The 23,380-nt window shown below is 62.1% G+C and carries 20 protein-coding genes and 1 tRNA gene; 12 read left to right on the plus strand and 9 right to left on the minus strand.

From position 1 onward, the window contains the following. Positions 1–45: 45 nt before the first annotated feature. The 5 genes from ABD884_RS03150 to ABD884_RS03170 all read right to left on the minus strand — a co-directional run bounded on the left by ABD884_RS03150 (position 46) and on the right by ABD884_RS03170 (position 4,160). On the minus strand, positions 46–777 hold the full coding sequence (locus ABD884_RS03150; protein ID WP_345036038.1) for a GNAT family N-acetyltransferase: 732 nt from the start codon (positions 775–777) through the stop codon (positions 46–48). 96 nt (positions 778–873) lie between these two features. Continuing rightward, complete coding sequence (locus ABD884_RS03155) at positions 874–1,899, minus strand: ATP-dependent 6-phosphofructokinase (protein WP_345036042.1); 1,026 nt, start codon at positions 1,897–1,899, stop codon at positions 874–876. Positions 1,900–2,092: 193 nt separating this feature from the next. Continuing rightward, the gene (locus ABD884_RS03160) at positions 2,093–2,338 is read right to left on the minus strand and encodes a PspC domain-containing protein (protein ID WP_345036047.1); all 246 of its coding nucleotides are present in this window, start codon (positions 2,336–2,338) and stop codon (positions 2,093–2,095) included. A gap of 45 nt (positions 2,339–2,383) precedes the next feature. Then, positions 2,384–2,692, minus strand: a complete 309-nt coding sequence (locus ABD884_RS03165; protein ID WP_345036050.1) for a hypothetical protein — start codon at positions 2,690–2,692, stop codon at positions 2,384–2,386. A gap of 1 nt (position 2,693) precedes the next feature. Next, on the minus strand, positions 2,694–4,160 hold the full coding sequence (locus tag ABD884_RS03170) for a PspC domain-containing protein (protein WP_345036055.1): 1,467 nt from the start codon (positions 4,158–4,160) through the stop codon (positions 2,694–2,696). 126 nt (positions 4,161–4,286) lie between these two features. On the opposite strand from ABD884_RS03170, the gene ABD884_RS03175 reads away from it, so the two are divergent. Together ABD884_RS03175 and ABD884_RS03180 are read left to right on the plus strand one after the other, a co-directional pair. After that, on the plus strand, positions 4,287–5,636 hold the full coding sequence (locus ABD884_RS03175; RefSeq protein WP_345036063.1) for an ATP-binding protein: 1,350 nt from the start codon (positions 4,287–4,289) through the stop codon (positions 5,634–5,636). Beyond that, positions 5,636–6,322, plus strand: coding sequence for a LuxR C-terminal-related transcriptional regulator (locus ABD884_RS03180; protein WP_345054474.1), 687 nt, complete (start codon positions 5,636–5,638; stop codon positions 6,320–6,322). The genes ABD884_RS03175 and ABD884_RS03180 overlap by 1 nt, the downstream gene beginning before the upstream one ends. 83 nt (positions 6,323–6,405) lie before the next feature. Here ABD884_RS03180 and ABD884_RS03185 read toward each other — a convergent pair whose 3' ends face one another. Next, positions 6,406–7,635, minus strand: coding sequence for a pyridoxal phosphate-dependent aminotransferase (locus tag ABD884_RS03185; protein ID WP_345036067.1), 1,230 nt, complete (start codon positions 7,633–7,635; stop codon positions 6,406–6,408). Between the two features lie 325 nt (positions 7,636–7,960). Here ABD884_RS03185 and ABD884_RS03190 point away from each other — a divergent pair. From ABD884_RS03190 to ABD884_RS03215, 6 genes are all read left to right on the plus strand, one after another. Further along, a tRNA-Trp gene (locus tag ABD884_RS03190) sits at positions 7,961–8,033 on the plus strand. Between the two features lie 82 nt (positions 8,034–8,115). After that, a complete protein-coding gene (secE, locus tag ABD884_RS03195) occupies positions 8,116–8,397 on the plus strand; it encodes a preprotein translocase subunit SecE (protein ID WP_028265121.1) in 282 nt (93 codons plus the stop codon). A gap of 113 nt (positions 8,398–8,510) precedes the next feature. Beyond that, positions 8,511–9,317 carry a transcription termination/antitermination protein NusG gene (gene nusG / locus ABD884_RS03200; protein WP_345036085.1) on the plus strand — a complete coding sequence of 269 codons (807 nt, stop codon included), beginning with the start codon at positions 8,511–8,513 and terminating at the stop codon, positions 9,315–9,317. A gap of 129 nt (positions 9,318–9,446) precedes the next feature. Then, positions 9,447–9,875 (plus strand): 50S ribosomal protein L11, encoded by a 429-nt coding sequence (rplK, locus tag ABD884_RS03205; protein WP_028265119.1) that lies wholly within the window; start codon positions 9,447–9,449, stop codon positions 9,873–9,875. Positions 9,876–10,095: 220 nt separating this feature from the next. After that, on the plus strand, positions 10,096–10,803 hold the full coding sequence (gene rplA / locus ABD884_RS03210; RefSeq protein ID WP_028265118.1) for a 50S ribosomal protein L1: 708 nt from the start codon (positions 10,096–10,098) through the stop codon (positions 10,801–10,803). A gap of 249 nt (positions 10,804–11,052) precedes the next feature. Then, complete coding sequence (locus ABD884_RS03215) at positions 11,053–12,204, plus strand: GNAT family N-acetyltransferase (RefSeq protein ID WP_376954888.1); 1,152 nt, start codon at positions 11,053–11,055, stop codon at positions 12,202–12,204. A 92-nt stretch (positions 12,205–12,296) separates the two neighbouring features. Here the strand turns inward: ABD884_RS03215 and ABD884_RS03220 are convergent, their stop codons facing one another. Next, positions 12,297–12,428, minus strand: coding sequence for a hypothetical protein (locus ABD884_RS03220; protein WP_345036098.1), 132 nt, complete (start codon positions 12,426–12,428; stop codon positions 12,297–12,299). Positions 12,429–12,506: 78 nt separating this feature from the next. Here ABD884_RS03220 and rplJ point away from each other — a divergent pair, with 78 nt between their 5' ends. Both rplJ and rplL read left to right on the plus strand, forming a co-directional pair. Next, positions 12,507–13,112 (plus strand): 50S ribosomal protein L10, encoded by a 606-nt coding sequence (gene rplJ / locus ABD884_RS03225; RefSeq protein ID WP_345036102.1) that lies wholly within the window; start codon positions 12,507–12,509, stop codon positions 13,110–13,112. 75 nt (positions 13,113–13,187) lie between these two features. Beyond that, positions 13,188–13,565 carry a 50S ribosomal protein L7/L12 gene (gene rplL, locus ABD884_RS03230; protein ID WP_028265115.1) on the plus strand — a complete coding sequence of 126 codons (378 nt, stop codon included), beginning with the start codon at positions 13,188–13,190 and terminating at the stop codon, positions 13,563–13,565. Between the two features lie 132 nt (positions 13,566–13,697). On the opposite strand, the gene ABD884_RS03235 is transcribed toward rplL, so the two are convergent. After that, the gene (locus tag ABD884_RS03235; RefSeq protein WP_345036110.1) at positions 13,698–14,165 is read right to left on the minus strand and encodes an aminoacyl-tRNA deacylase; all 468 of its coding nucleotides are present in this window, start codon (positions 14,163–14,165) and stop codon (positions 13,698–13,700) included. A 40-nt stretch (positions 14,166–14,205) separates the two neighbouring features. Continuing rightward, the gene (locus ABD884_RS03240) at positions 14,206–15,417 is read right to left on the minus strand and encodes an acetyl-CoA C-acetyltransferase (protein WP_345036118.1); all 1,212 of its coding nucleotides are present in this window, start codon (positions 15,415–15,417) and stop codon (positions 14,206–14,208) included. 411 nt (positions 15,418–15,828) lie between these two features. On the opposite strand from ABD884_RS03240, the gene rpoB reads away from it, so the two are divergent. Both rpoB and ABD884_RS03250 read left to right on the plus strand, forming a co-directional pair. Beyond that, a complete protein-coding gene (rpoB, locus tag ABD884_RS03245) occupies positions 15,829–19,335 on the plus strand; it encodes a DNA-directed RNA polymerase subunit beta (protein WP_345036122.1) in 3,507 nt (1,168 codons plus the stop codon). Between the two features lie 103 nt (positions 19,336–19,438). Beyond that, complete coding sequence (locus ABD884_RS03250; RefSeq protein WP_345036128.1) at positions 19,439–23,338, plus strand: DNA-directed RNA polymerase subunit beta'; 3,900 nt, start codon at positions 19,439–19,441, stop codon at positions 23,336–23,338. The last annotated feature ends 42 nt before the right edge of the window (positions 23,339–23,380 follow it).

A 23,380-nucleotide genomic window follows, 5' to 3' on the forward strand; every position in this document is an offset into this window, starting at 1 on the left:
GATTTTGAGGGCATCGTCTGCCAACTCGCGGCGGCCAAGGGAGCGTTAGCGAAGCAACACAGAGGTCTGGACGCCGCCGTCGACGAATCCCAGCCTCCGGGCAAGCGCGAGCGATCCCCGGTTATCCAGGGCCGTCTGCCACTGGAGCGTCAAACCCGAGGCAAGAGCCTCATGGGCCGCAATCGAAGCAGCTAATGTTCCGAGCCCTTGCCGGCGCAATTCCGGTGGCACCAGGACGCCCATATCCGCGAGGATCCCTTGCCACTCGGCATAGGCGCCGCAGGCCACGGGTTTGCGGTCCGGTTCGTTGCCATCCATGACCGTGAAAAGGTGGTCCATCCTGGAGAGATGGACTTCATTGACATCGTCCGGAGGGCATCTGCCCTCCAATTCAATCGCCTCCGGATGACCGTGGGAGACGGTGACTTCACCGCCCGGCTGGAAGAGGGGAAGATCGTCGGCGAACAGCAGCGCGGACGTTCCCAAGCCATGGCCGCCATGCTCCCGGCTGATCCGCAGGAGCGCGGAATGCTCGCTTAGTTGATCATCTGAGAGCCCGACGGCGGCAGCCACCGCCCATTCCGGGGCCACCAGGGCGGAGCGGCCAAAGAGCCTCACGAACGTGATGGATGGGGCGTCGTTGTCTTCCCGGACGAGCCGCTCGCCAGCGAGGGCTGCCGGTGAGCCGGAGACGAAACTGAAGGCCTCGTCGTCGAACCCCAAATGACGAGCCCAGGCCAACAACACAATTTCGGCCGATCCCGCATCAAGTTCCATGACATCGAGTCTATGCAGTCCGTGGAAAAGGAAGGGGCAAGCAGGCGCCCGAGAGCACCTGTTTGCCCCTTGAAGAACGGCTTAGCGAAGAACGGCTTAGCCGAACAACACCGCGGCTTCGTCGTAGCGGTTCTGCGGGACGGTCTTGAGTTTGCCCAAGGCGGCTTCGAAGCCCACATGTTCGATGTCCGTGCCTTTGAGGGCCACCATGGTTCCCCAGCGGCCTTCGACGACGGAATCGATGGCGGCCATGCCCAGGCGGGTGGCCAGGACCCGATCGAAGGCTGAGGGCACGCCGCCGCGCTGGATGTGGCCCAGGATGGTGGCACGGGTCTCGATGCCGGTGCGGGCTTCGATTTCCGGAGCGAGCTGGTCCGCGATGCCACCCAGACGGGGCCGCCCAAAGGTGTCTAGCCCGCGTTCGGAGTGCGGAGCCTCCATGTGGTCCGGGACGAAACCTTCGGCAACAACAATCAGCGGCGCCCGGCCACGGTCGTGGGCCTCCTGAACCCACTCGGTGATCTGCTCGATGCTGACCTTCTGCTCGGGAATGAGGATGGCGTGCGCGCCGGCTGCCATCCCGGCGTGCAGGGCGATCCAGCCCACGTGGCGGCCCATGACCTCGGCGATCATGCAGCGGTGGTGCGATTCTCCGGTGGTGCGTAGCCGGTCGATGGCCTCGGTGGCGATTTGGACGGCGGTGTCGAAACCGAAGGTGTAGTCGGTGGCGTCGAGGTCGTTGTCCACTGTCTTGGGAACGCCGACGATTTTCAGCCCGGCGTCGGTGAGGCGCTTCGCGGCGGCCAGGGTGCCTTCCCCTCCGATGGCAATGATGGCATCGATGCCCAGACGGTCCATGTGGCCCTTGATGACCTCCGGGCCGCCGCCGTTCTCAAACGGGTTGGTGCGGGAGGTGCCAAGGATGGTTCCGCCCTGTTTGGCGATGCCGCGGACCATGGTGCGGGGAATGTCGATGACGTCACCCTCCACGACGCCGCGCCACCCATCCCGGAAACCGACGAATTCCTGGCCGTGGATGGCAATTCCCTTGAGCACGGCGCCACGGATGACGGCGTTTAGTCCGGGGCAGTCGCCACCGCTGGTAAGGATTCCAATTTTCATGAGGGCTCAAATCCTGGTTAGGAGGTATACGTGTAGAGCGCCACGCTGAGCTCACAATGATTGTAGGCAGCAATGTGGGGTGGGACACAAACCATGACCGGCGCCTGGAGTGAGGCTCGTGAAACACCATGGACATATCACGCGAAGAGCCGGCCCATTGAACGTGCTGGGCCGGCTTGCCCTGATTCTTGCCTTACGAGCGGCGGTTGAGGAATGATTCCAGCGCAATGGTGCCGCTCTGGTTGGGAAGCAGAAGCCACGCCACCACGTAGATCACCACGGCAGGACCGGGTAGAAGGCAGAAGAGCAGGTAGCCGACGCGTACATAGGCTACGTCTACATTCAGTTTGGCGGCAACGCCACCGCAAACTCCTCCGAGCCAACGCTGCGGTCCGCGCTTCAGGCCCATGCCCCGTACGATGCTGAAGAACTTGTTCATGGCTAGAGCCTTCCCTGTTGTGGCCGCTTTGTCACGTGCCGGTTGCTAGTGATGGTCAGGATTGGTGGTGCTGGACCCGGACTCCGGGGCAGACCCGCTGCCCTTGCGGGAGCGGGCCGACATCAGGCCTCCGATCACGAGTGCCGCGCCCGCCCCGATCATTAGCCCGATCAGCACGTAGTTGCTGTTGAGGGCCACGAGGCCTAGTTTCGAAATGATGATGAGGGCTGCGAGGGCCAGGATAATCAGTCCCCAGACCACGGTGCCGACCCTGGCCCGGACAGACTGCGCCAAGGGCTCAGGTGCGGACGCCGGTCCCGTTCCAAACGCCCGTGTGGGCTCATGCGTGCTCATGTCAGTTTCCTTCCTGGACGGTGACGTTGCTGAAGGCGCCGTTTAGCCTGATGATCAGCTTGGCGCCGGGCTTATCCGTGTTGAAGCTGTCCCGGGTACCGCCGTTGCTTTGGGTGACTGCGCTGCCGTCCCGCTTGAGGTTCGCGAAGCTCATGTCTGCTTGGACCTCCACCGGCACGGTCGTCGGGATGAGGAGCCTGATGTTGCTTACCGTCACATCCATCGGAACCACGACGTCGGAGCTCAGCGGTGCCGTCAGGTTGAGTTTGCTCAGGTCGACCGTCCCATTGGCTCCGGTGAGGTCGAAACCCTTGCGGGCATCGTCGATGCTCACGGGGTTCCATTGACCGGACTGCAAGTGGAATTGGTTCGGGTTGGGGGCGATATTGAAGATTCCGCCGATGACCAGCGTCGCAACGGCGAGGAATCCCAGCAGCCCGGAAGTTCGGCCACGAAGCCCCGCAACCAGGATGCCCAGTCCGAGGACTCCGGCGCCCGTGGCCCAGACCACCGCGTTGGCGGCGTCGCCGAGTTGGATGACGTTGCCGACGTCGAGCAGCTTGAGGGTTCCGCCAGCCAGCAGGGCTGCCCCTGCGGAGACGGTAACGATTGCCGCGCCCGGTCCCTGCCGTTTCGGCCGTGCGGGCCTGTGATGTGCGCCGGCCGGTAGGTACGGGTCAGCCCCGTATGCACTACTCGTGCCGTACTGTCCGGTGGTGGGCGGCGCTGAATAGCCAGCGCCCGACGGCGGCACTGCACCGTAGCCCATCCCGCTGGGTTCGTAGGAGGTGCTCTGCGCTCCGTAGCTTCCGCCGTGGGAACCTGGAGCGGGCGCATAAGGGTGGGTGCTCATGGTCTGTCTTCCATTGCGGGACTTGTTGCGCTGGACCAGGAAGTAGACCAGGTAGATGATGCCGCCTACCCAGAACAGCGCCCAGAACAGACCCGGAAGGCCGTTCCATCCCCATCCCCAGAAACCGTGGCCAAGGCTTGGCAATCCGACGATGGTGGTGATGACGGCTCCGGTCATGCCTGCGGACCACCTGCCAGCCCCGGCCTCTTGGGCGTGGATGCGGCCGTCGGGTTCGGGCAGGAGAGCCCAAGCGAGGCCGTAGAGCAGGATGCCGATGCCGGCGAAGAGGGTCAGGACGATGAAGATGCCGCGGACGATCAAAGGATCGATACCAAATCGGTGCGCGATTCCGCTCGCCACACCGCCTATCCACCGGTCCTGACCGCGGCTGATGCCTTGGCTGCGAATCCAGGTGAAAAAGTTCTGCGGCGGAGCGGGCGCGGCATAGTCCGGAGCGGGCACGGCGTAGTCCGGTGCGGCGCCGCCCGTATTGCCGGCGCTTGGCTGGGCCGGTTCTTCCGGTGTGCCTGTCCCGGCCGGCTGGCTGGATTCTGCAGCTTGGTCGGACCCCTCGGCTTGTCCGGGGTCCTCTGGATTCATGCTGTTCGCGTTCATACTTCGATCTTGCCGTCTGGTGACGCGCCCCCTCTATTGGGGGATACCCTGAACGTTCCCTGAGTGGCCCCCTGAGATGCCCTGCTTCCAGCGCCGAAGGCCCCTGATACGTGTTTGGATGGATTCATGACAACCGCCACGCAACGCCCGGCACTGGTCCGCAGCAGCGACCGGATGATTGCGGGCGTCTGCAACGGCCTGGCGGATCACCTTGGCTGGCCCGTGAAGTACATCCGGCTCGGCATGGTCCTTGCCTCGTTCGCCGGCGGCGCAGGCCTGGCCCTCTACGCCTGGCTCTGGGTCATGGTACCTACCGCCGACGAAAGTGCCCGCCGCAATAGCCGCCGGCCGACGTCGCCCATTGCTCCTTCGGTGAGCATCCTCCCATACGGTGGCCCTGAGCCGGGTGCCGGTCCGGCGCCGCAACCGTTGGCCACCCCCGCTCCCGTCTTCGCCTCCTGGTTCAGGACGCGGCGCATCCAGTACGGGAAGGAGCTCCTCTTGGGGGCCGGCCTCCTCTTGGTGGCCGCCATCCTTATCGCCCGGCAGTTCGGCGTCGATGTCCCTCTCGGCACCCTGATCCCGGCGGCAGCCATTCTCGGTGGGGCCGCGATCGCCTGGATGCAGCTGGACGAGTCGCGCCGGGCCGGATTGGTGGACAAGACGAAGGCGGACCAGGCCGGTGGCTGGGTCCGCCTCGCCGCAGGCCTGGCCCTGGTGGTTGCTGGCGTGTTGGTCATGGTGTCCGGGTCCGGCTCGTGGGAGCAGACATGGCTCGCGCTGTTGGCTTCGATTGCCGTGTTGGGTGGCGTCGCCTTGGTGTTGCTGCCGTGGGGCTTGAAGTTCTGGAAAGACCTTGAAACCGAGCGCGCAGCGCGTGTTCGCGAAACTGAGCGGGCGGAGATTGCTGCCCATCTGCACGACTCTGTGCTGCAGACGCTTGCCTTGATCCAGCGCCGGGCTGGCTCCGAACAGGACGTGGTCCGCCTCGCCCGCGCTCAGGAGCGCGAACTGCGTACGTGGTTGTACCGGGATGCCGCCAAGGATGCAGGACTCTTGGCTGAGCGGATCGCGGCGGCCGCAGCCGAAGTGGAAGACGCCCACGGACACCCTGTCGACGTCGTCAGCGTGGGAGACTCCGCCATGACGGACCGGCACGAAGCGCTGGTCCTGGCGGCCCGTGAGGCCATGCACAATGCTGCCCGGCACGGCGGCGGAGCCGTGTCCGTCTATCTCGAGAGCTCGGATTCCGGTAGCGAAGTTTTTGTCAGGGACCGGGGACCAGGCTTCGACCCGGACGCCGTCCCGGAGGACAGGCTCGGAGTCAAGGAATCAATCATCGGACGGATGAAGCGCCACGGCGGCACGGCGGTCATCAACAGTAGCTCCGAGGGCACTGAGGTCCACCTGAAGCTGCCCGCCGAAAACTCAGACAAGCCGGACAAAGCAGAGAACCGAAACGGAGAAACCAGATGATGAGTGGCCCCGCGGAGCACATTCAGCCAGAACCCTCACAACGGACCGTCCGGGTAGTGATCGTGGACGACCACGCCATCTTCCGTTCCGGCCTCAAGGCCGATCTCGATTCGAGAATCGACGTGGTGGGCGAAGCCGGAACCGTGGAGCAAGCCATCGCCGTGATTTCGGAGGTACGCCCGGAAGTGGTGTTGCTTGACGTTCACTTGCCCGGCGGCCTTGGCGGTGGTGGTCGGGAAGTCATCAGTGCATCCTCTCAATTGCGCGGGAGCACGAGCTTCCTGGCATTGAGCGTTTCAGATGCCGCCGAGGACGTCGTGGCCGTCATCCGGGCCGGGGCTCGTGGCTATGTCACGAAGACCATTTCAGGCCCCGAAATCTCCGACGCCGTGATTCGGGTAGCCGACGGTGACGCCGTTTTCTCGCCGCGGCTGGCGGGTTTCGTCCTGGACGCGTTTGGGACCTCCCCGGCGGAGATCGCCGACGACGAACTCGACCGCCTCTCCGCGCGGGAACTGGAAGTCATGCGCCTCATCGCCCGTGGCTACAGCTACAAGGAGGTGGCCAAGGAATTGTTCATCTCGATCAAGACCGTGGAAACCCATGTCTCCGCGGTTCTCCGCAAACTGCAGCTCTCCAGCCGCCACGAATTGACAAAATGGGCTGCCGAGCGCCGCCTCCTCTGACGCTCCCTCACCTTTGGTGCCTTAAACCCAAACGCTCGCTCACCTATATCCCAAGGTGAGCGAGCGTTTGTGCAGTTGAAAGGCTACTTGGCCCGGCCCAGGAATTCCTGGAGGCGCCGGACACCTTCGGCGAGGTCTTCGTCGCCCAGGGCGTAGGAGAGGCGCAAGTAACCCGAGGGGCCGAAGGCCTCGCCCGGAACTACGGCAACCTCCACTTCGTCGAGGATCAGCGAGGCAAGCTCGGCCGAGGTCGATGGACGGACCGGGCCGTTCGGCGTCGGGAATTCCTTGCCCAGCAGCGCGCGGACGTCGGCGTACACGTAGAAGGCGCCGTTCGGCGTCGGGCACTCCACGCCCTCGATCGCGTTCAGTCCGGCGACAATCGCCTTGCGGCGGCGGTCGAAGGCGACCTTCATCTCGTCGACGGCGGTCAGCGGCCCGGACACTGCGGCCAGGGCGGCGATCTGCATGATGTTGGAGACGTTGGAGGTCGAGTGCGACTGGAGATTGGTGGCGGCCTTGATGACGTCGGCGGGGCCGATCATCCATCCGACGCGCCATCCTGTCATGGCGTAGGTCTTGGCGACACCGTTGAGGATGACCACCTTGTCACCGAGCTCGGGGGCGGCAGTGGCAATCGAGGTGAAAGGCACGCCGTCGTAGGTGAGGTGCTCATAGATTTCGTCGGTGACAACCCAGAGTCCCTTGGCTGCCGCCCACTTTCCGATCTCTGCTACCTGTTCGGCGCTGTAGACCGCGCCGGTCGGGTTGGACGGGGAAACGAAAAGCAGGATCTTGGACCTGTCCGTGATGGCGGCCTCGAGCTGCTCGACCGTGACCAGGTAACCCTGTTCCGGGCCGGCGAAGACCTCGACAGGGACGCCTCCGGCCAAGCGGATTGCCTCGGGGTAGGTGGTCCAGAACGGCGTGGGGATTATGACTTCATCGCCCGGGTCAATCAGGGTGGCGAAGGTGTTGTAGACGGCTTGCTTGCCGCCATTGGTCACCAGGACCCGGGAAGCGTCGACCTTGTAACCGGAGTCGCGGAACGTCTTCTCCGCGATGGCTTGCTTCAGTTCCGGCAGGCCGGCTGCGGGAGAGTAGCGGTGGTACTTCGGCTGAGGGGCGGCCTCGACGGCGGCCTTGACGATGTAGTCCGGTGTCGGGAAGTCGGGCTCCCCGGCGCCGAAACCAATCACGGGACGGCCCGCGGCCTTGAGGGCCTTTGCCTTGGCGTCAACGGCAAGGGTGGCGGATTCGGCGATGGCGGAAATTCGCTGTGAAATGCGGGCGGCAGGTATTCCGGCAGACATTTAAAGCACCGTTCTTCGCGGGCAGCTCAGGAGCTGGATGATGGGATTCGACGGAATCTACTTTATGCTGTTCTGCGGAGCTATCGGGCTAAGCTCGGGAAAGTGACAGTGGCGGCTGATCAAACGAGCGCTGATCACACGAGCGGGCAGGCCCGAACACTCCGGAATGAGCCGGTTCGACTATCGCGACGTTGTTGCGTAGACTGGTTCACCGGTGTTGAAAAACATCACAATGGTTCGCGCCCCAGACTGAGTTCGGAGAATCCTGTTGCCAAGGATTTCTCGGGTTCTACGGTGCGCGGCCAAAAATATGGATTCGTTCCATAGGGTAGTGGCGCAATTGGTAGCGCAGCGGTCTCCAAAACCGCAGGTTGCAGGTTCGAGTCCTGTCTGCCCTGCGCAAGCTGTTCCGGAATAATTGTCGGAACAAGCGCAGCAACCATGGCTCTGATCAGAGTCGGGTCAACGACGTTTGCATAGATGAGTGAGGATCAGGTGACCGAAACAGCTGCGAGCAGCTCGAAGGGCCGCCCTGCCAAGAAGTCCGATTCCGGCTTCTTCGCTCGAATTGCACTTTTTGTTCGCCAGGTAATCGGCGAGCTCAAGAAGGTTGTTGCGCCCACCCGTAAGGAACTGGTCAATTACACGGTCGTGGTGCTGGTGTTCGTGGCCATCATGATGCTCGTCGTCACCATCCTGGACCTGGCTTTCGGTACGGGAATCAAATGGGTCTTCGGCGCTACTGGTAGCACGAACCACTAAGCGGATCGCTCCGTAAACCGCGTGAAATCCACGGAAATCAAGGGATTTTGCAGGGTTTGCGGAATTGAGCCATTTAAATAGGCATGTTAGGCAATGAGGAAGCAGGAGACCAAGTGTCTGAGCAGGAGCTCGAGGTAACTGAGACTGAGCTGGATGGGTCCGCTGAAAGCACGGCGCACGCCACGGCTGACGCCGTGGAAGGGTCCGAGGTCGATTCTGCTGTGCCCGAAACTGCCGACGACGCCGACGGTGAGTCTGTCGAATCCGACGAGGCCGAGTCCGATGACGCGCTGGCTGCCGCTGCCGCCGTAGCGCCCGCCGACCCCGCTGAGGAGTTCAAGGCCAAGCTTCGCCGCCAGGAGGGTGACTGGTACGTCATCCACTCCTACGCCGGCTACGAAAACCGCGTCAAGGCCAACCTTGAGACCCGCATCCAGACCCTGGACATGGAAGATTACATCTTCGAAATCCAGGTGCCCATGGAGGAAGTGGTTGAGATCAAGAACGCCCAGCGCAAGATCATCAACCGCGTGCGGATTCCGGGTTACGTTCTCGTCCGCATGGACCTCACCGACGCGTCTTGGGGCGCCGTGCGCCACACTCCTGGTGTTACCGGCTTCGTGGGCAATGCCCACAACCCGGTCCCGCTGCGCCTCGACGAGGTCTTCTCCATGCTGGCTCCGATCTTCGAAGAGCAGCAGGCAGAGAAGGGCAAGCCGGTCAACAAGCAGCACCAGACGCCGGTGGACGTCGACTTCGAAGTTGGAGAGTCCGTCATTGTCAAGGAAGGTCCGTTCGAGACCCTTCCCGCCACGATCTCCGAGATCAAGGTGGAATCCCAGACCCTTGTTGTCCTCGTGTCGATCTTCGAACGCGAAACCCCGGTTACGCTCGCATTCAACCAGGTCACCAAAATCTAGTTGTTCCCAGAATTTCGCTCCGCGGCTGCCCGCTTAGCAGCAACGGAGCGGTCGGTCGCCTTGCCATGGCGGCCACGAACCTGAGGCACGCTCCTGTGTCCTAGGAAGTTATTGAGAGAAGGACCTACATTGGCTCCCAAGAAGAAGGTCACCGGCCTCATCAAGCTGCAGATCCAGGCAGGTGCCGCCAACCCGGCCCCGCCGATCGGTCCTGCGCTTGGCCAGCACGGTGTCAACATCATGGAATTCTGCAAGGCGTACAACGCTGCAACGGAAGCCCAGCGCGGAAACGTTATCCCGGTTGAAATCACGGTCTACGAAGACCGTTCCTTCACCTTCATCACCAAGACCCCGCCGGCTGCAGAGCTCATCAAGAAGGCTGCAGGCGTTGCTAAGGGTTCGGCCACGCCGCACACCGTCAAGGTTGCCAAGCTGACCCAGGCCCAGGTCAACGAGATTGCCACCACCAAGATGGAAGACCTCAACGCCACGAGCCTCGAGGGTGCTGCCAAGATCATTGCTGGCACCGCACGCTCCATGGGTATCACCGTCGAATAGTCGAGGAATGAACGGACGGTGAGGGCTGAGGAACGAAGCACTCGCCGGAAGTGAGTCCCGGAGACTTTCGACAATCAGATACAGTCGAGGGCTAACCACCTCCCGCCGGGCAACCGGCACCATTGAATTATTGAGATGTTGGGAATCCACGCCGGATCTCCAACTGTGGCAGGGCCCAGCGCGGTCCGCAGACCACAACTGCACAAGGAGAATAAGCAGCATGGCAAAGCGCAGCAAAGCATATGAGGCAGCCGCAGCCAAGATCGAGGCAGACAAGTTCTACGCCCCGTTCGAGGCCATCAAGCTCGCCAAGGACACCAACCCGTCCAAGTTCGACGCAACCGTTGAGGTCGCTTTCCGTTTGGGCGTTGACCCGCGTAAGGCCGACCAGATGGTCCGCGGCACCGTCAACCTGCCGCACGGTACCGGTAAGACTGCCCGCGTCTTGGTTTTCGCTACGGGTGACAAGGCCGAAGCAGCAATCGCTGCAGGCGCCGATTTCGTTGGTTCCGATGACCTGATCGAAAAGATCGCAGCCGGTTGGACCGACTTCGACGCCGCCGTGGCAACCCCTGACCTCATGGGCAAGGTCGGCCGCCTCGGTAAGGTCCTCGGCCCGCGTAACCTCATGCCGAACCCGAAGACCGGCACCGTGACCGCAGACGTCACCAAGGCTGTCAACGACATCAAGGGTGGCAAGATCGACTTCCGCGTCGACAAGCACTCGAACCTGCACTTCATCATCGGCAAGGTTTCCTTCGACGAGCTGAAGCTGGCCGAGAACTATGCAGCCGCTTTGGAAGAGGTGCTTCGTTTGAAGCCGTCCGCTTCCAAAGGCCGTTACATCCAGAAGGCTACCGTCGCCACCACGTTCGGCCCGGGCATCTCCGTTGACCCGAACGTCACCAAGGTTCTCACCGAGGCGTAAGCCTCAGGGCGCATCGACTCTGAAGGGACCGTCCGGCATGTGCCGGGCGGTCCTTTCGTCGTAGCTGCGCCACTGTGGCAGGCAGGTACCTATCGTGCCTCGCCGGCGCTGATTAGGCTGGGGCATGACGTGCCGATGAGCAGGGACACTCCGGCAGTCGCGCGCGTCATGACTTTAACGCCGAGGAAAACGAACATATGCTGGCCCTCAACGAACAGCTCGGCTTCCGAGCGGGGGATAAGACGCCCAATGGCAAAAGAGGATCAAATGACGAGCACCGTGGAGATCGGCCAACTCTGGATCCCGGATTCCCTCGACGCCGCTGACGCGAAGGACTTTCTGGCAGCCGTGGAAGTCAGTCGCAAGGTCCGGATGCAGATCTGGGGCAGCGATGATCTCGCTTACACGCCGTTGGAGAAATTACTCGAACTCGCCGATCCCTACGAACGCCAGGTCATTCTTGTGGCTCGGGTTGACGGCCGCATCGTCGGTACCGTCGATATCGCGCTGCCTCTTGCCGACAATATGGACCTGGCGGAATTCACCCTCGACATCCTTCCCGAGTTTCAGCGCAGGGGTATCGGGCGCCAGCTTCTGGAAGCCGCCGAACATTTCGCCAAAAGCGAGGGCCGGACGATGATCATGGTGGACACCAACCACCCTGCCGCGTCCCTGCACGGCGGCACCGAGGGACAGCTAGTGCCGGGCAGCGGCCTTGGGTTCGTCCCCCTCGCCAGCCGCGAGGTGGACTTTGCCCGCCGTACGGGCTACACCCTCCAGCACATCGAGCAGTTCAGTTCCTGTGCCCTCCCGCTTGATTCGAAACTCGTCGCCGAGTTGGAGGCCGAAGCGGAAGACGCGAACGCCGGCCGCTACCGGGTCCACCACTGGACCGACCGATGCCCGCAACAGTGGCTTGAAGCCGTGGCAGCACTGGAAAACGCCGCCGGGGAAGTAGTGACTGAGGACAACGGGACGACGAGCGCAGAGCAGCAGCAGTTAGTGTTCGACGCCGGTGTGTTGCGTCAGGCGGAAGAAGCCGCCGTCGCGCAGGGGCGCCGAACGGTGGTCACCGCCGTCGAACATATTTCCAGCGGGCGCATCGTGGGTCTCACCACCATCGGCGTCCTCGCGCAGCGTCAGGATGTCGTCTTCCAAGATGACACGATCGTGCTGCAGGAGCACCGGGGAAATAAGCTCGGACTCCTCATCAAGGTTGCCAATATGCAGCGACTCAGCGAGCAGTTCCCCGATGCCCGGGTGATCTACACCTGGAATGCCCCGGAAAACCGGTATTTGCTCACGGTGAATAAGCAATTGGGATTCACCACGGCCGGAGTGACGGGGCTGTGGCAGAAGGAGCTTCCGGACATGGGCCCGAAGGTTACTTCCTCCGAGTGAGGCCGCGCGATTTGGCGATGCACTTCCGCGTCCCGTAAGCTTGAACTACCAAAGACCGTCGGTTGATGGGAATCCACTCTTCTGGGCTCAGCTCAACTCTGCAGCTGCGCGCGGAAGAACCAAGTGGATTCCTTGACGAAGGACCCTGACAAAGGGCGGCCGGCGCAGGTGAACGAAGCAAGTCTCCACGATCGTTGGATCGTGTCGAGCCAAGCCCCGTGCATCTGCGCGGGGCGTTTTTTAGTTGTAGCTCTTTTGAGTGGGGACCCGGAAAACCGGCTTTATTCCCCGGAAGGAGGGTTATGGCAACGCCTAGCAAGATCTCCGCAGTAGCTGAGATCACCAACGATTTCAAGGAATCGAACGCCGCTGTCCTGACCGAATACCGCGGGCTCTCTGTTGCACAGCTCAAGGAGCTGCGTGTTTCTCTCGGCCTGGACACCAAGTTCTCGGTCGTCAAGAACACCCTGACCGCCATTGCAGCCAAGGAAGCTGGTGTCGAAGCATTCGACGGTCAGCTCGCCGGCCCTACTGCAATTGCATTCATCAAGGGTGACGCGGTTGCTGCCGCCAAGAGCCTGACGGACTTTGCCAAGGCCCACAAGCAGCTGGTCATCAAGACCGGTTACTTCGAAGGCAAGGCACTGAACGCAGCAGAGGTTGCCGCGCTGGCAGCCCTCGAGTCCCGTGAGCTGCAGCTCGCCAAGGTCGCAGGCATCCTCAAGGCACCTGCTGCCGCTGCTGCACGCATCATTGACGCTCTGCGCCTCAAGCTTGAAGAAGAGGGCGGCGCTGTAGCACCGGCCGCTGAAGAAGCACCGGCTGCCGAAGAGGCTCCCGCCGAGGCTGCTGCAGAAGAGGCTGCCGCTCCGGCTGAAGCCGCTGAAGCAGCAACCGAAGAGAACTAAGTTCTCACCCATCAAACTGCGGTGCAGTAACGGATTATGTTCGTCGCGGCACCACCTAAAGGAAGGACGCCAAACATGGCGAAGCTCAGCAACGAAGAGCTCATTGAAGCTTTCAAGGAACTGACCATCATCGAGCTCTCCGAGTTCGTCAAGCTCTTCGAAGAGACCTTCGAAGTTACTGCTGCTGCTGTTGCAGTTGCAGGCCCGGCTGCGGGCGGCGCTGGCGAAGAGGTCGAAGAGAAGACTGAATTTGATGTCATCCTCGAAGGTGCCGGCGAGAAGAAGATCGCAGTGATCAAGGAAGTTCGCGCCATCACCTCCCTCGGCCTCAAGGAAGCCAAGGACCTGGTTGACAGCGCACCGAAGGCTGTCCTCGAAGGTGCAACCAAGGAAGCAGCAGAGAAGGCCAAGGAGCAGCTCGAAGCTGCTGGCGCCTCGGTTACTGTCAAGTAATTCGCGTTTTCCGGTAATTCACTTTACCCGGGAAGCCCCGTCCGGATTTGTCCGGGCGGGGCTTCCTGAATTTAACCCAACTGACTCGCAGTTGTTGTCGTTATAAGCCCTTATAACGACAACAACTGCGAGTCAGTTGGGGTCACTGATGTCGGCAACTACCGCATGCAGGGCGGCAGCCAACTCATCAGCCTCCACGAAGGCGCTGAATCCGTGTTCGCCCGCACCCATGGAAATCCTGCGTCCGGTGATGCTGACATCCGCATAGACCGGCCAAGGCTTTGAACTTCCCAAGGGTGTGATGGTGCCGCGCTCATAGCCCGTGGCCTCGAGCGCTATAGCGGCAGACGGCATGGACAGCTTGTTGACGCCGAGGAGGGTGCGCAGCTTCGGCCAGGAAATCTGCCGGTCTCCGGGGATCAGAGCAAACAGGAAAGTTCCGTCCCGATGCTTGACCACCAAGGACTTCACAATGTCCGACGGCGTGATCCCCATAATGCAGGCAGCTTCCTCGAGGCTGCGTGCCGGTGCCCGCTTGACGAGATGGACTTCAAGCCCACGGGCGGCCGCGTCAGCGAGGAATCGCTCAGTGCCCCGCATTCACACCTCAATTCTGCTCGTAGCCATGCAGCCGTCGAATCTAGTCGCGGTAGAGGAGCAGTGCTTCGCCTTGGCCGCCACCACCACACAGGGCGACCGCCGCTTTGCCCTTCCCGCGCCGCTTCAGCTCGTGGGCTGCATGGAGGGCGAGCCGTGCTCCCGAAGCACCGATCGGATGTCCAATCGCAATTGCTCCGCCGTGGATATTGCACTTCTCCAAGGGATAGTCCAATTCCTTCAAGGACTGCACCGCAACCGAACCGAAGGCTTCGTTGATCTCGATGAAGTCCAGGTCGGCGGTTGTCCACCCTGCGCGGTCCAAAGCGTGGCGGATGGCGTTGGACGGCTGCGAATGCAGGCTGTTGTCAGGACCGGCTACTTGCCCTGGCTTACCAAGTACGGCAAGGTACTCAAGGCCGTTCTCCTCGGCAAAACGGCGGCTCGTGAGTACCAGTGCGGAGGCGCCGTCGGACAGGGGTGAGGAGTTGCCTGCCGTGATGGTTCCGTCAGTGGCAAAAGCGCCCTTCAAATGTGCCAGGGTTTCGAGCGTGGTCTGGGGACGGATGCCTTCGTCGCTTTTCAGCACCAAGGGTTCGCCTTTGCGCTGCTTGACACTGATAGGTGCGATCTCGGCGTCGAACACTCCTTGTTCGGTGGCCGCGGCCGCGCGCTCGTGCGAAGCGGCTGCCACTTCGTCCTGGGAACGGCGGTCGATGCCCAACGAGAGGTTCTTGATCTCCGTGGACAGGCCCATCGACTGCCCGTCAAAGGCGTCGGTGAGACCGTCATGGGCAGCGACGTCGAGGGCTTGAATCGCCCCGTAGCTCCAGCCTTGCCGGGAGCCTGGGAGCAAGTGGGGTGCGCGGCTCATCGATTCCTGACCACCGGCGACTACGACGGCGGCGTCCCCGCTGCGGATCATTCGCGCCGCATCGATCACGGCTGTCAGCCCGGAGAGGCAGACCTTGTTGATGGTCACCGCCGGGATGTTCCAGCCGATGCCGGCGGCGATGGCGCTCTGCCGGGCCGGGTTCTGGCCAGCACCCGCCTGCAGGACCTGGCCCATGATGACTGCATCCACTTTGTCAGCGCTGATTCCGCTCGCCGCGATGGCGCCTGATATGGCGTGTGAACCGAGCTCGACGGCGGTGAGCCCAGCTAGTTGACCGTTCAACCGTCCCTGTGGGGTGCGGATGGCGGAAAGGATGACAACGTCGTTGTTGTTGTCCCTTTTTTCTGAAGGGGTGCTCATTTTCTCTCTTCCGATCAAGGATGGTGAGCCAAGGCTACCGTGGGGCCTATCACCTCTCCATTCAACAATCGAGACCGGAACAACATTCCGTTCCGGGGGAGTATAGGTGCTGGCCCGCATTGGTGCCCGCGGCAACGGTGCTTGCATTCGGGCGAGATGTGGGGTAGACAGGTGGGTTGATTTGCCGTATTGTGGATATTTGCGTCTTCCCTGTTAACCTTCAGCCTTCATATAGCGGTGGGCTTTACCTCTCAGCTGCGTCATCGACGTGCCGTTTAGAACGAGCATGGTCTTGGCCGGCCGGGGTCCCGGGTCATATAGCGGAACCGGAAAGGTACACTGCGGATTCAATCTGCAGGGTGCAAGCGGGGGAGAACTGAAAACGCCTGAAGGTCTGTGGAAGGATCCCTCTTGGTCGCCTCGAGCACCTCTAATAACGAAACCGCTAATACGGCAAGCACCGATGGTGCAACTCGCCGGCTCTCATTCGCAAAGATTCACGAACCGCTGGACGTTCCAAATCTGCTCGCACTGCAGACAGACAGCTTTGATTGGCTGGTCGGAAACGAACGCTGGCAGGCGCGGGTAGCGAAGGCTGTCGAGGAAGGCGACCTGAGTGTCGCTACCACTTCTGGTCTTGCCGACATCTTCGAAGAGATCTCCCCCATCGAGGACTTCCAGGGCACTATGTCCCTGAGCTTCTCCGAGCCGGAGTTCGCTGATCCGAAGTACACCATGGCCGAATGCAAGGACCGTGACGCCACTTACTCGGCACCGCTGTATGTCAAGGCCGAGTTCATGAACAACAACACGGGTGAGATCAAGCAGCAGACCGTGTTCATGGGCGATTTCCCTCTCATGACCGAGAAGGGAACGTTCGTTGTCAACGGCACCGAGCGTGTCGTCGTCTCCCAGCTGGTCCGTTCGCCGGGCGCCTACTTTGAGCGTACCGCTGACAAGACCAGTGACAAGGACATCTTCACCGCAAAGATCATCCCGTCCCGCGGTGCATGGTTCGAGCTCGAGATCGACAAGCGCGACCAGGTCGGCGTCCGCCTCGACCGGAAGCGCAAGCAGTCCGTCACGGTTCTGCTGAAGGCCCTTGGTTGGACCGAAGGCCAGATCCTTGAAGAGTTCGGCCAGTACGACTCCATGCGCGCAACGCTGGAGAAGGACGCCACCGAAACCCGCGAAGATGCCCTTCTGGACATCTACCGCAAGCTGCGTCCGGGCGAGCCGCCCACTGTCGAGGCTGCCCAGTCCCTGCTGGACAACCTGTACTTCAACGCCAAGCGCTACGATCTGGCCAAGGTTGGCCGTTACAAGATCAACCGCAAGCTCGGCATCGACCGCTCCCTTGGCGACAAGGAAGCTTCGGTCCTGCACGTTGAAGACATCGTTGCCATGATCAAGTTCCTCGTCGCGCTTCACGCCGGCGAGAAAACCCTCATGGGCAAGCGGGACGGCGAAGACCACGAGCTCCGCGTCGAGATCGACGACATCGACCACTTCGGCAACCGCCGCATCCGCGCCGTCGGCGAACTGATCGAAAACCAGGTCCGCACCGGCCTGTCGCGTATGGAACGCGTTGTCCGCGAACGCATGACCACGCAGGACGTCGAAGCGATCACGCCGCAGACCCTGATCAACATCCGCCCTGTCGTGGCAGCCATCAAGGAGTTCTTCGGAACGTCCCAGCTGTCGCAGTTCATGGACCAGAACAACCCGTTGTCCGGTCTGACCCACAAGCGCCGCCTGTCGGCCCTTGGCCCGGGTGGTCTGTCCCGTGACCGCGCAGGCATGGAAGTTCGAGACGTCCACCCGTCCCACTACGGACGTATGTGCCCCATCGAAACTCCTGAAGGCCCGAACATTGGTCTGATCGGTTCGTTGGCTTCCTACGGCCGCATCAACCCGTTCGGTTTCATCGAGACTCCGTACCGCCTGGTCTCCGAGGGTGTCGTTTCCGATGAGGTCCAGTACCTCACCGCCGACGACGAAGCCGAGGTTCTGATTGCACAGGCCAACGCTCCCTTGGACGCAGACAAGAAGTTCGCGGAAGAGACCGTGCTTGTCCGTGCCCGTGGTGGTGGAGGCGAGCCCGTGCTGGTTCCGGCTGGCGAAGTTCAGTTCATGGACGTCTCCCCGCGCCAGATGGTGTCCGTTGCTACCGCGTTGATTCCGTTCCTCGAGCATGACGATGCAAACCGCGCACTCATGGGTGCCAACATGCAGCGCCAGGCCGTCCCGCTGGTCCGTTCCGAAGCCCCGTTCGTGGGTACGGGCATGGAGCGTGCAGCAGCCGTCGACGCCGGTGATGTTGTCATCGCGAAGAAGGCCGGTGTCGTCAACGAAGTTTCCGCTGACCTCGTCACCATGCTTAACGACGACGGTACGGAAACCAGCTACCGCATCAACAAGTTCGCCCGTTCCAACCAGGGCAACTGCTACAACCACCGTGTTCTCGTCAACGAAGGCCAGCGCCTCGAACTCGGCGGCATCATCGCCGACGGCCCGGCAACGGACCAGGGTGAACTCGCCCTCGGTAAGAACCTCCTCGTGGCATTCATGTCGTGGGAAGGCCACAACTTCGAGGACGCCATCATCCTGTCGCAGCGCATTGTCGCTGAGGACGTCCTTTCGTCCATCCACATCGAGGAGCACGAGATCGATGCCCGCGACACCAAGCTTGGTGCCGAGGAAATCACCCGTGACATCCCCAACGTGTCCGAGGAAGTCCTCGCAGGACTGGACGAACGCGGCATCATCCACATCGGTGCCGAGGTTGAAGCCGGCGACATCCTGGTAGGTAAAGTCACCCCGAAGGGTGAAACCGAATTGACCCCGGAAGAGCGCCTGCTCCGCGCGATCTTCGGCGAGAAGTCCCGCGAAGTGCGTGACACCTCCCTGAAGGTTCCCCACGGCGAGTCCGGCACGGTCATCGGCGTGCGCGTCTTCGATCGCGACAACGACGACGAGCTGCCCCCGGGCGTCAACCAGCTGGTTCGCGTCTACGTTGCTGCCAAGCGCAAGATCACCGACGGCGACAAGCTCGCCGGCCGCCACGGCAACAAGGGCGTCATTTCCAAGATCCTCCCGATCGAAGACATGCCGTTCCTTGCCGACGGTACGCCGGTGGATATCGTTCTGAACCCGCTGGGTGTTCCGGGCCGAATGAACGTCGGCCAGGTGCTGGAAACGCACCTCGGTTGGGTTGCCAAGACTGGTTGGAAGATCGAAGGCGAGCCGGAGTGGGTCAAGAACCTCCCGAACCTGCCTCGTGAAACCGGCCAGACGACGGTGGCCACGCCGGTGTTCGATGGTGCACGCGAAGAGGAAATCACAGGTCTGCTGGATTCCACCAACGTAACCCGCGACGGCGACCGCCTGATCGGGTCCTCCGGCAAGACGCGTCTGTTTGACGGCCGTTCCGGCGAGCCGTTCCCGGACCCGATCTCCGTGGGCTACATGTACATCCTGAAGCTCCACCACCTGGTGGACGACAAGATCCACGCTCGCTCCACCGGCCCGTACTCCATGATCACGCAGCAGCCGCTGGGTGGTAAGGCACAGTTCGGTGGCCAGCGCTTCGGTGAAATGGAAGTGTGGGCGCTCGAAGCATACGGCGCTGCCTACACCCTCCAGGAACTGCTCACGATCAAGTCGGATGATATCCACGGCCGCGTGAAGGTTTACGAAGCCATCGTCAAGGGCGAGAACATCCCCGAGCCTGGCGTTCCGGAATCCTTCAAGGTCTTGATCAAGGAAATGCAGTCGTTGTGCCTGAATGTGGAAGTCCTTTCCACGGACGGTACGACGATCGAAATGCGTGACTCTGATGACGCAGTCTTTACGGCTGCGGAAGAACTGGGCATTGATCTGTCTCGCGCAGAGCCCAGCTCCGTAGAAGAGGTCTAAACAGCGCTTCTGGCTGGCGGCGCGAGCCGCCAGCCAAGGCAGCTGCCTCTTTCCGCAAACCCAAGACTTCAGAATTTAGAGAACAAGAGAGAACAGGGACCATATGTCCAGCGAATCCTCCTTCGGCCTCATGCAGATCGGCCTCGCCACCGCGGAAGACATCCGCGGCTGGTCTTACGGTGAGGTCAAGAAGCCGGAAACCATCAACTACCGTACGCTCAAGCCCGAGAAGGACGGCCTCTTCTGCGAGAAGATCTTCGGCCCGTCCCGGGACTGGGAATGCTACTGCGGCAAGTACAAGCGCGTGCGCTTCAAGGGCATCATTTGCGAGCGTTGTGGCGTTGAAGTCACTCGCGCCAAGGTCCGCCGCGAGCGCATGGGCCACATCGAGCTGGCCGCTCCCGTCACGCACATCTGGTACTTCAAAGGTGTTCCCTCCCGCTTGGGTTACCTTCTTGACCTGGCGCCGAAGGACCTTGAAAAGGTCATCTACTTCGCCGCCTACATGATCACCAGCGTCGACACCGAGAGCCGTCACGCGGAACTGCCGAACCTTCAGGTGGAGCACGACCTCGAGAAGAAGCAGCTCGTCGACAACCGCGACAGCGACATCGCCACTATTGCCCGCGACCTCGAGGACGAGCTTGCCCGTCTCGAAGGTGAAGGCGCCAAGGCTGCCGATAAGAAGAAGGCCCGCGACTCCGCGGACCGCCAGATGGCCAACGTCCGCAAGCGCGCGGATGCTGAGATTGAGCGCCTTGAGCAGGTCTGGGACCGCTTCAAGAACCTCAAGGTCGCCGACCTCGAAGGTGATGAAGGACTGTACCGCGAGCTGCGCGACCGCTACGGCATGTACTTCGAAGGCTCCATGGGTGCCGAAGCCATCAAGAAGCGTCTTGAGAACTTCGACATGCAGGCAGAGTCGGAGTCCTTGCGCGACACCATCCAGAACGGCAAAGGCCAGCGCAAGACCCGTGCCCTCAAGCGCCTCAAGGTGGTCAACGCGTTCTTGACCACCACCAACAGCCCGCTCGGCATGGTGCTGGACGCCGTCCCGGTGATCCCGCCGGAACTGCGCCCGATGGTCCAGCTGGACGGTGGCCGCTTCGCGACCTCCGACCTTAACGACCTCTACCGCCGCGTGATCAACCGCAACAACCGACTCAAGCGACTGCTTGACCTTGGTGCTCCGGAGATCATCGTCAACAACGAGAAGCGCATGCTTCAGGAAGCTGTTGACAGCCTCTTCGACAACGGCCGTCGTGGCCGCCCCGTCACGGGTCCGGGCAACCGTCCGCTGAAGTCCTTGAGCGACATGCTCAAGGGCAAGCAAGGCCGTTTCCGCCAGAACCTCCTCGGCAAGCGCGTCGACTACTCCGGCCGTTCGGTCATCGTTGTCGGCCCGCAGCTGAAGCTGCACCAGTGTGGTCTGCCCAAGCAGATGGCGCTGGAGCTCTTCAAGCCGTTCGTGATGAAGCGACTGGTTGACCTCAACCACGCGCAGAACATCAAGTCGGCAAAGCGCATGGTCGAGCGTTACCGCCCGCAGGTCTGGGACGTGCTGGAAGAGATCATCACCGAACACCCGGTGCTGCTCAACCGTGCACCTACCCTGCACCGTCTCGGTATCCAGGCGTTCGAGCCGCAGCTTGTTGAAGGCAAGGCCATCCAGCTTCACCCGCTGGTTTGTGGCGCCTTCAACGCCGACTTCGACGGCGACCAGATGGCAGTCCACCTGCCGCTGAGCCCCGAAGCCCAGGCTGAAGCCCGCATCCTGATGCTCTCCTCCAACAACATCTTGAAGCCGTCTGATGGCCGTCCGGTGACCCTGCCTTCGCAGGACATGATCATCGGCCTGTACCACCTGACCACCAAGCGTGTTGGATCCGCCGGCGAAGGCCGGATCTTCTCCTCGGTTGCGGAAGCCATCATGGCCTACGACGCCCGGGAGCTGCACCTGAACTCCCAGGTCAAGATCCGTCTTGAGGGCTTTGTTCCTTACGCCGGCTGGGAAGCTCCGGAAGGCTGGGAGCCGGGTCAGACCGCACTGGTCCAGACCTCCCTCGGCCAGGTTCTCTTCAACGAGACCCTTCCGGAGGACTACCCGTGGGTTGAGGCTGTTGCTGACAAGGGCGAGCTTTCCCGGATCGTCAACGACTTGGCAGAGCGCTACCCGAAGGTTGTCACCGCCGCAACGCTGGACAACCTGAAGGACGCCGGTTTCTACTGGGCCACCCGCTCGGGCGTCACCGTGGCAATTTCCGATATCGAGGTGCCTACCTCCAAGCCGGCCATCCTGGCTGGTTACGAGACCATGGCTGCCAAGATCCAGGGCCAGTACGACAAGGGCCTGATCGACGACGACGAGCGTCGCCAGGAACTGATCGAGATCTGGAACAAGGCCACGAACGAGATCGCCCAGGCGATGCGTGACAGCCTGTCCCCGATGAACACCATCAACCGCATGGTGTCCTCCGGTGCACGTGGTAACTGGATGCAGGTCCGCCAGATCGCGGGTATCCGTGGTCTTGTGGCCAACCCGAAGGGTGAGATCATCCCGCGTCCGATCAAGTCCTCGTACCGCGAGGGCCTGTCGGTGCTGGAATACTTCATCGCCACGCACGGCGCCCGTAAGGGTCTGGCCGACACCGCCCTGCGTACCGCCAACTCGGGTTACTTGACCCGTCGTCTGGTGGACGTTTCGCAGGACGTCATCGTCCGTGAAGAGGACTGTGGCACCGAGCGTGGTCTCATGACCGCAATCGCCGTGCCGGACTCCAACGGTGAGCTGGTCCTTGACGAGAACGTCGAGAACAGCGCCTACGCACGTACCCTCGCCGTCGACGTCGTCGACTCCAAGGGTGCCGTGCTGGCAGCTGCCGGCACCGACTGCGGCGACGTCGTCATTGCCGAGCTGCTCGCAGCGGGCATCACCGAGGTCAAGGTCCGTTCCGTGCTTACGTGTGAGTCGAAGGTCGGCACTTGTGCGCTTTGCTACGGCCGTTCGCTGGCCACCGGCAAGACCGTGGACATCGGAGAGGCCGTCGGTATCATCGCCGCACAGTCCATCGGTGAACCCGGTACGCAGCTGACCATGCGTACGTTCCACACCGGTGGTGCTGTTTCCGCCAGCGGTGGCGACGACATCACCCAGGGTCTGCCCCGTATCCAGGAGCTCTTCGAAGCCCGTACTCCGAAGGGTGTCGCACCGATTGCTGAGGCAGCCGGCCGCATCGCCATCGAAGAGTCCGAGCGCCAGATGCGCCTCATCATCACCCCGGACGATGGCTCCGAGGAGATCGCCTACCCGGTGCTCCGCCGTTCCCGCCTCCTCATTGAGGATGGCGAGCACGTGAGCGTCGGCCAGAAGCTGATCAACGGTCCTGTGGACCCGAAGCAGGTTCTGCGCATCATGGGTCCGCGTGCCGCCCAGAAGTTCCTGGTGGACGAGGTCCAGGGCGTTTACCGCAGCCAGGGCATTGGCATCCACGACAAGCACGTCGAAGTCATCGTTCGTCAGATGCTGCGCCGCGTGACCGTCATCGAATCCGGCGACTCCGATCTGCTTCCGGGCGAGCTCGCTGAGCGCAGCCGCTTCGAAGACGAGAACCGTCGTGTGGTGTCCGAAGGCCGTACCCCGGCTTCCGGCCGCCCGGAACTCATGGGTATCACCAAGGCATCCCTGGCAACCGAGTCCTGGCTGTCGGCCGCTTCCTTCCAGGAGACGACTCGCGTCCTGACGCAGGCTGCCATGGAAGGCAAGAGCGATCCGCTGCTCGGCCTCAAGGAGAACGTCATCATCGGTAAGCTCATCCCGGCCGGTACGGGTCTGCCCCGTTACACCGAGGTCACCGTTGAGCCGACTGAAGAAGCGAAGGCAAGCCTGTTCACGGGCCCCAGCGCCTTCACCGACTTCTCGTACGACGCCCTGGGCGGCGACGGAGCTCCCGAGTTCCACGCCATCCCGTTGGATGACTACGATCTCGGCAACGACTTCCGCTAAGAACGGGCACGGCGGGCCCTTTCGTGTCGCGTTCCGCGCCAC

The sequence above is a fragment of the Arthrobacter methylotrophus genome, assembly GCF_039539965.1.
Classification (GTDB): domain Bacteria; phylum Actinomycetota; class Actinomycetes; order Actinomycetales; family Micrococcaceae; genus Arthrobacter; species Arthrobacter methylotrophus.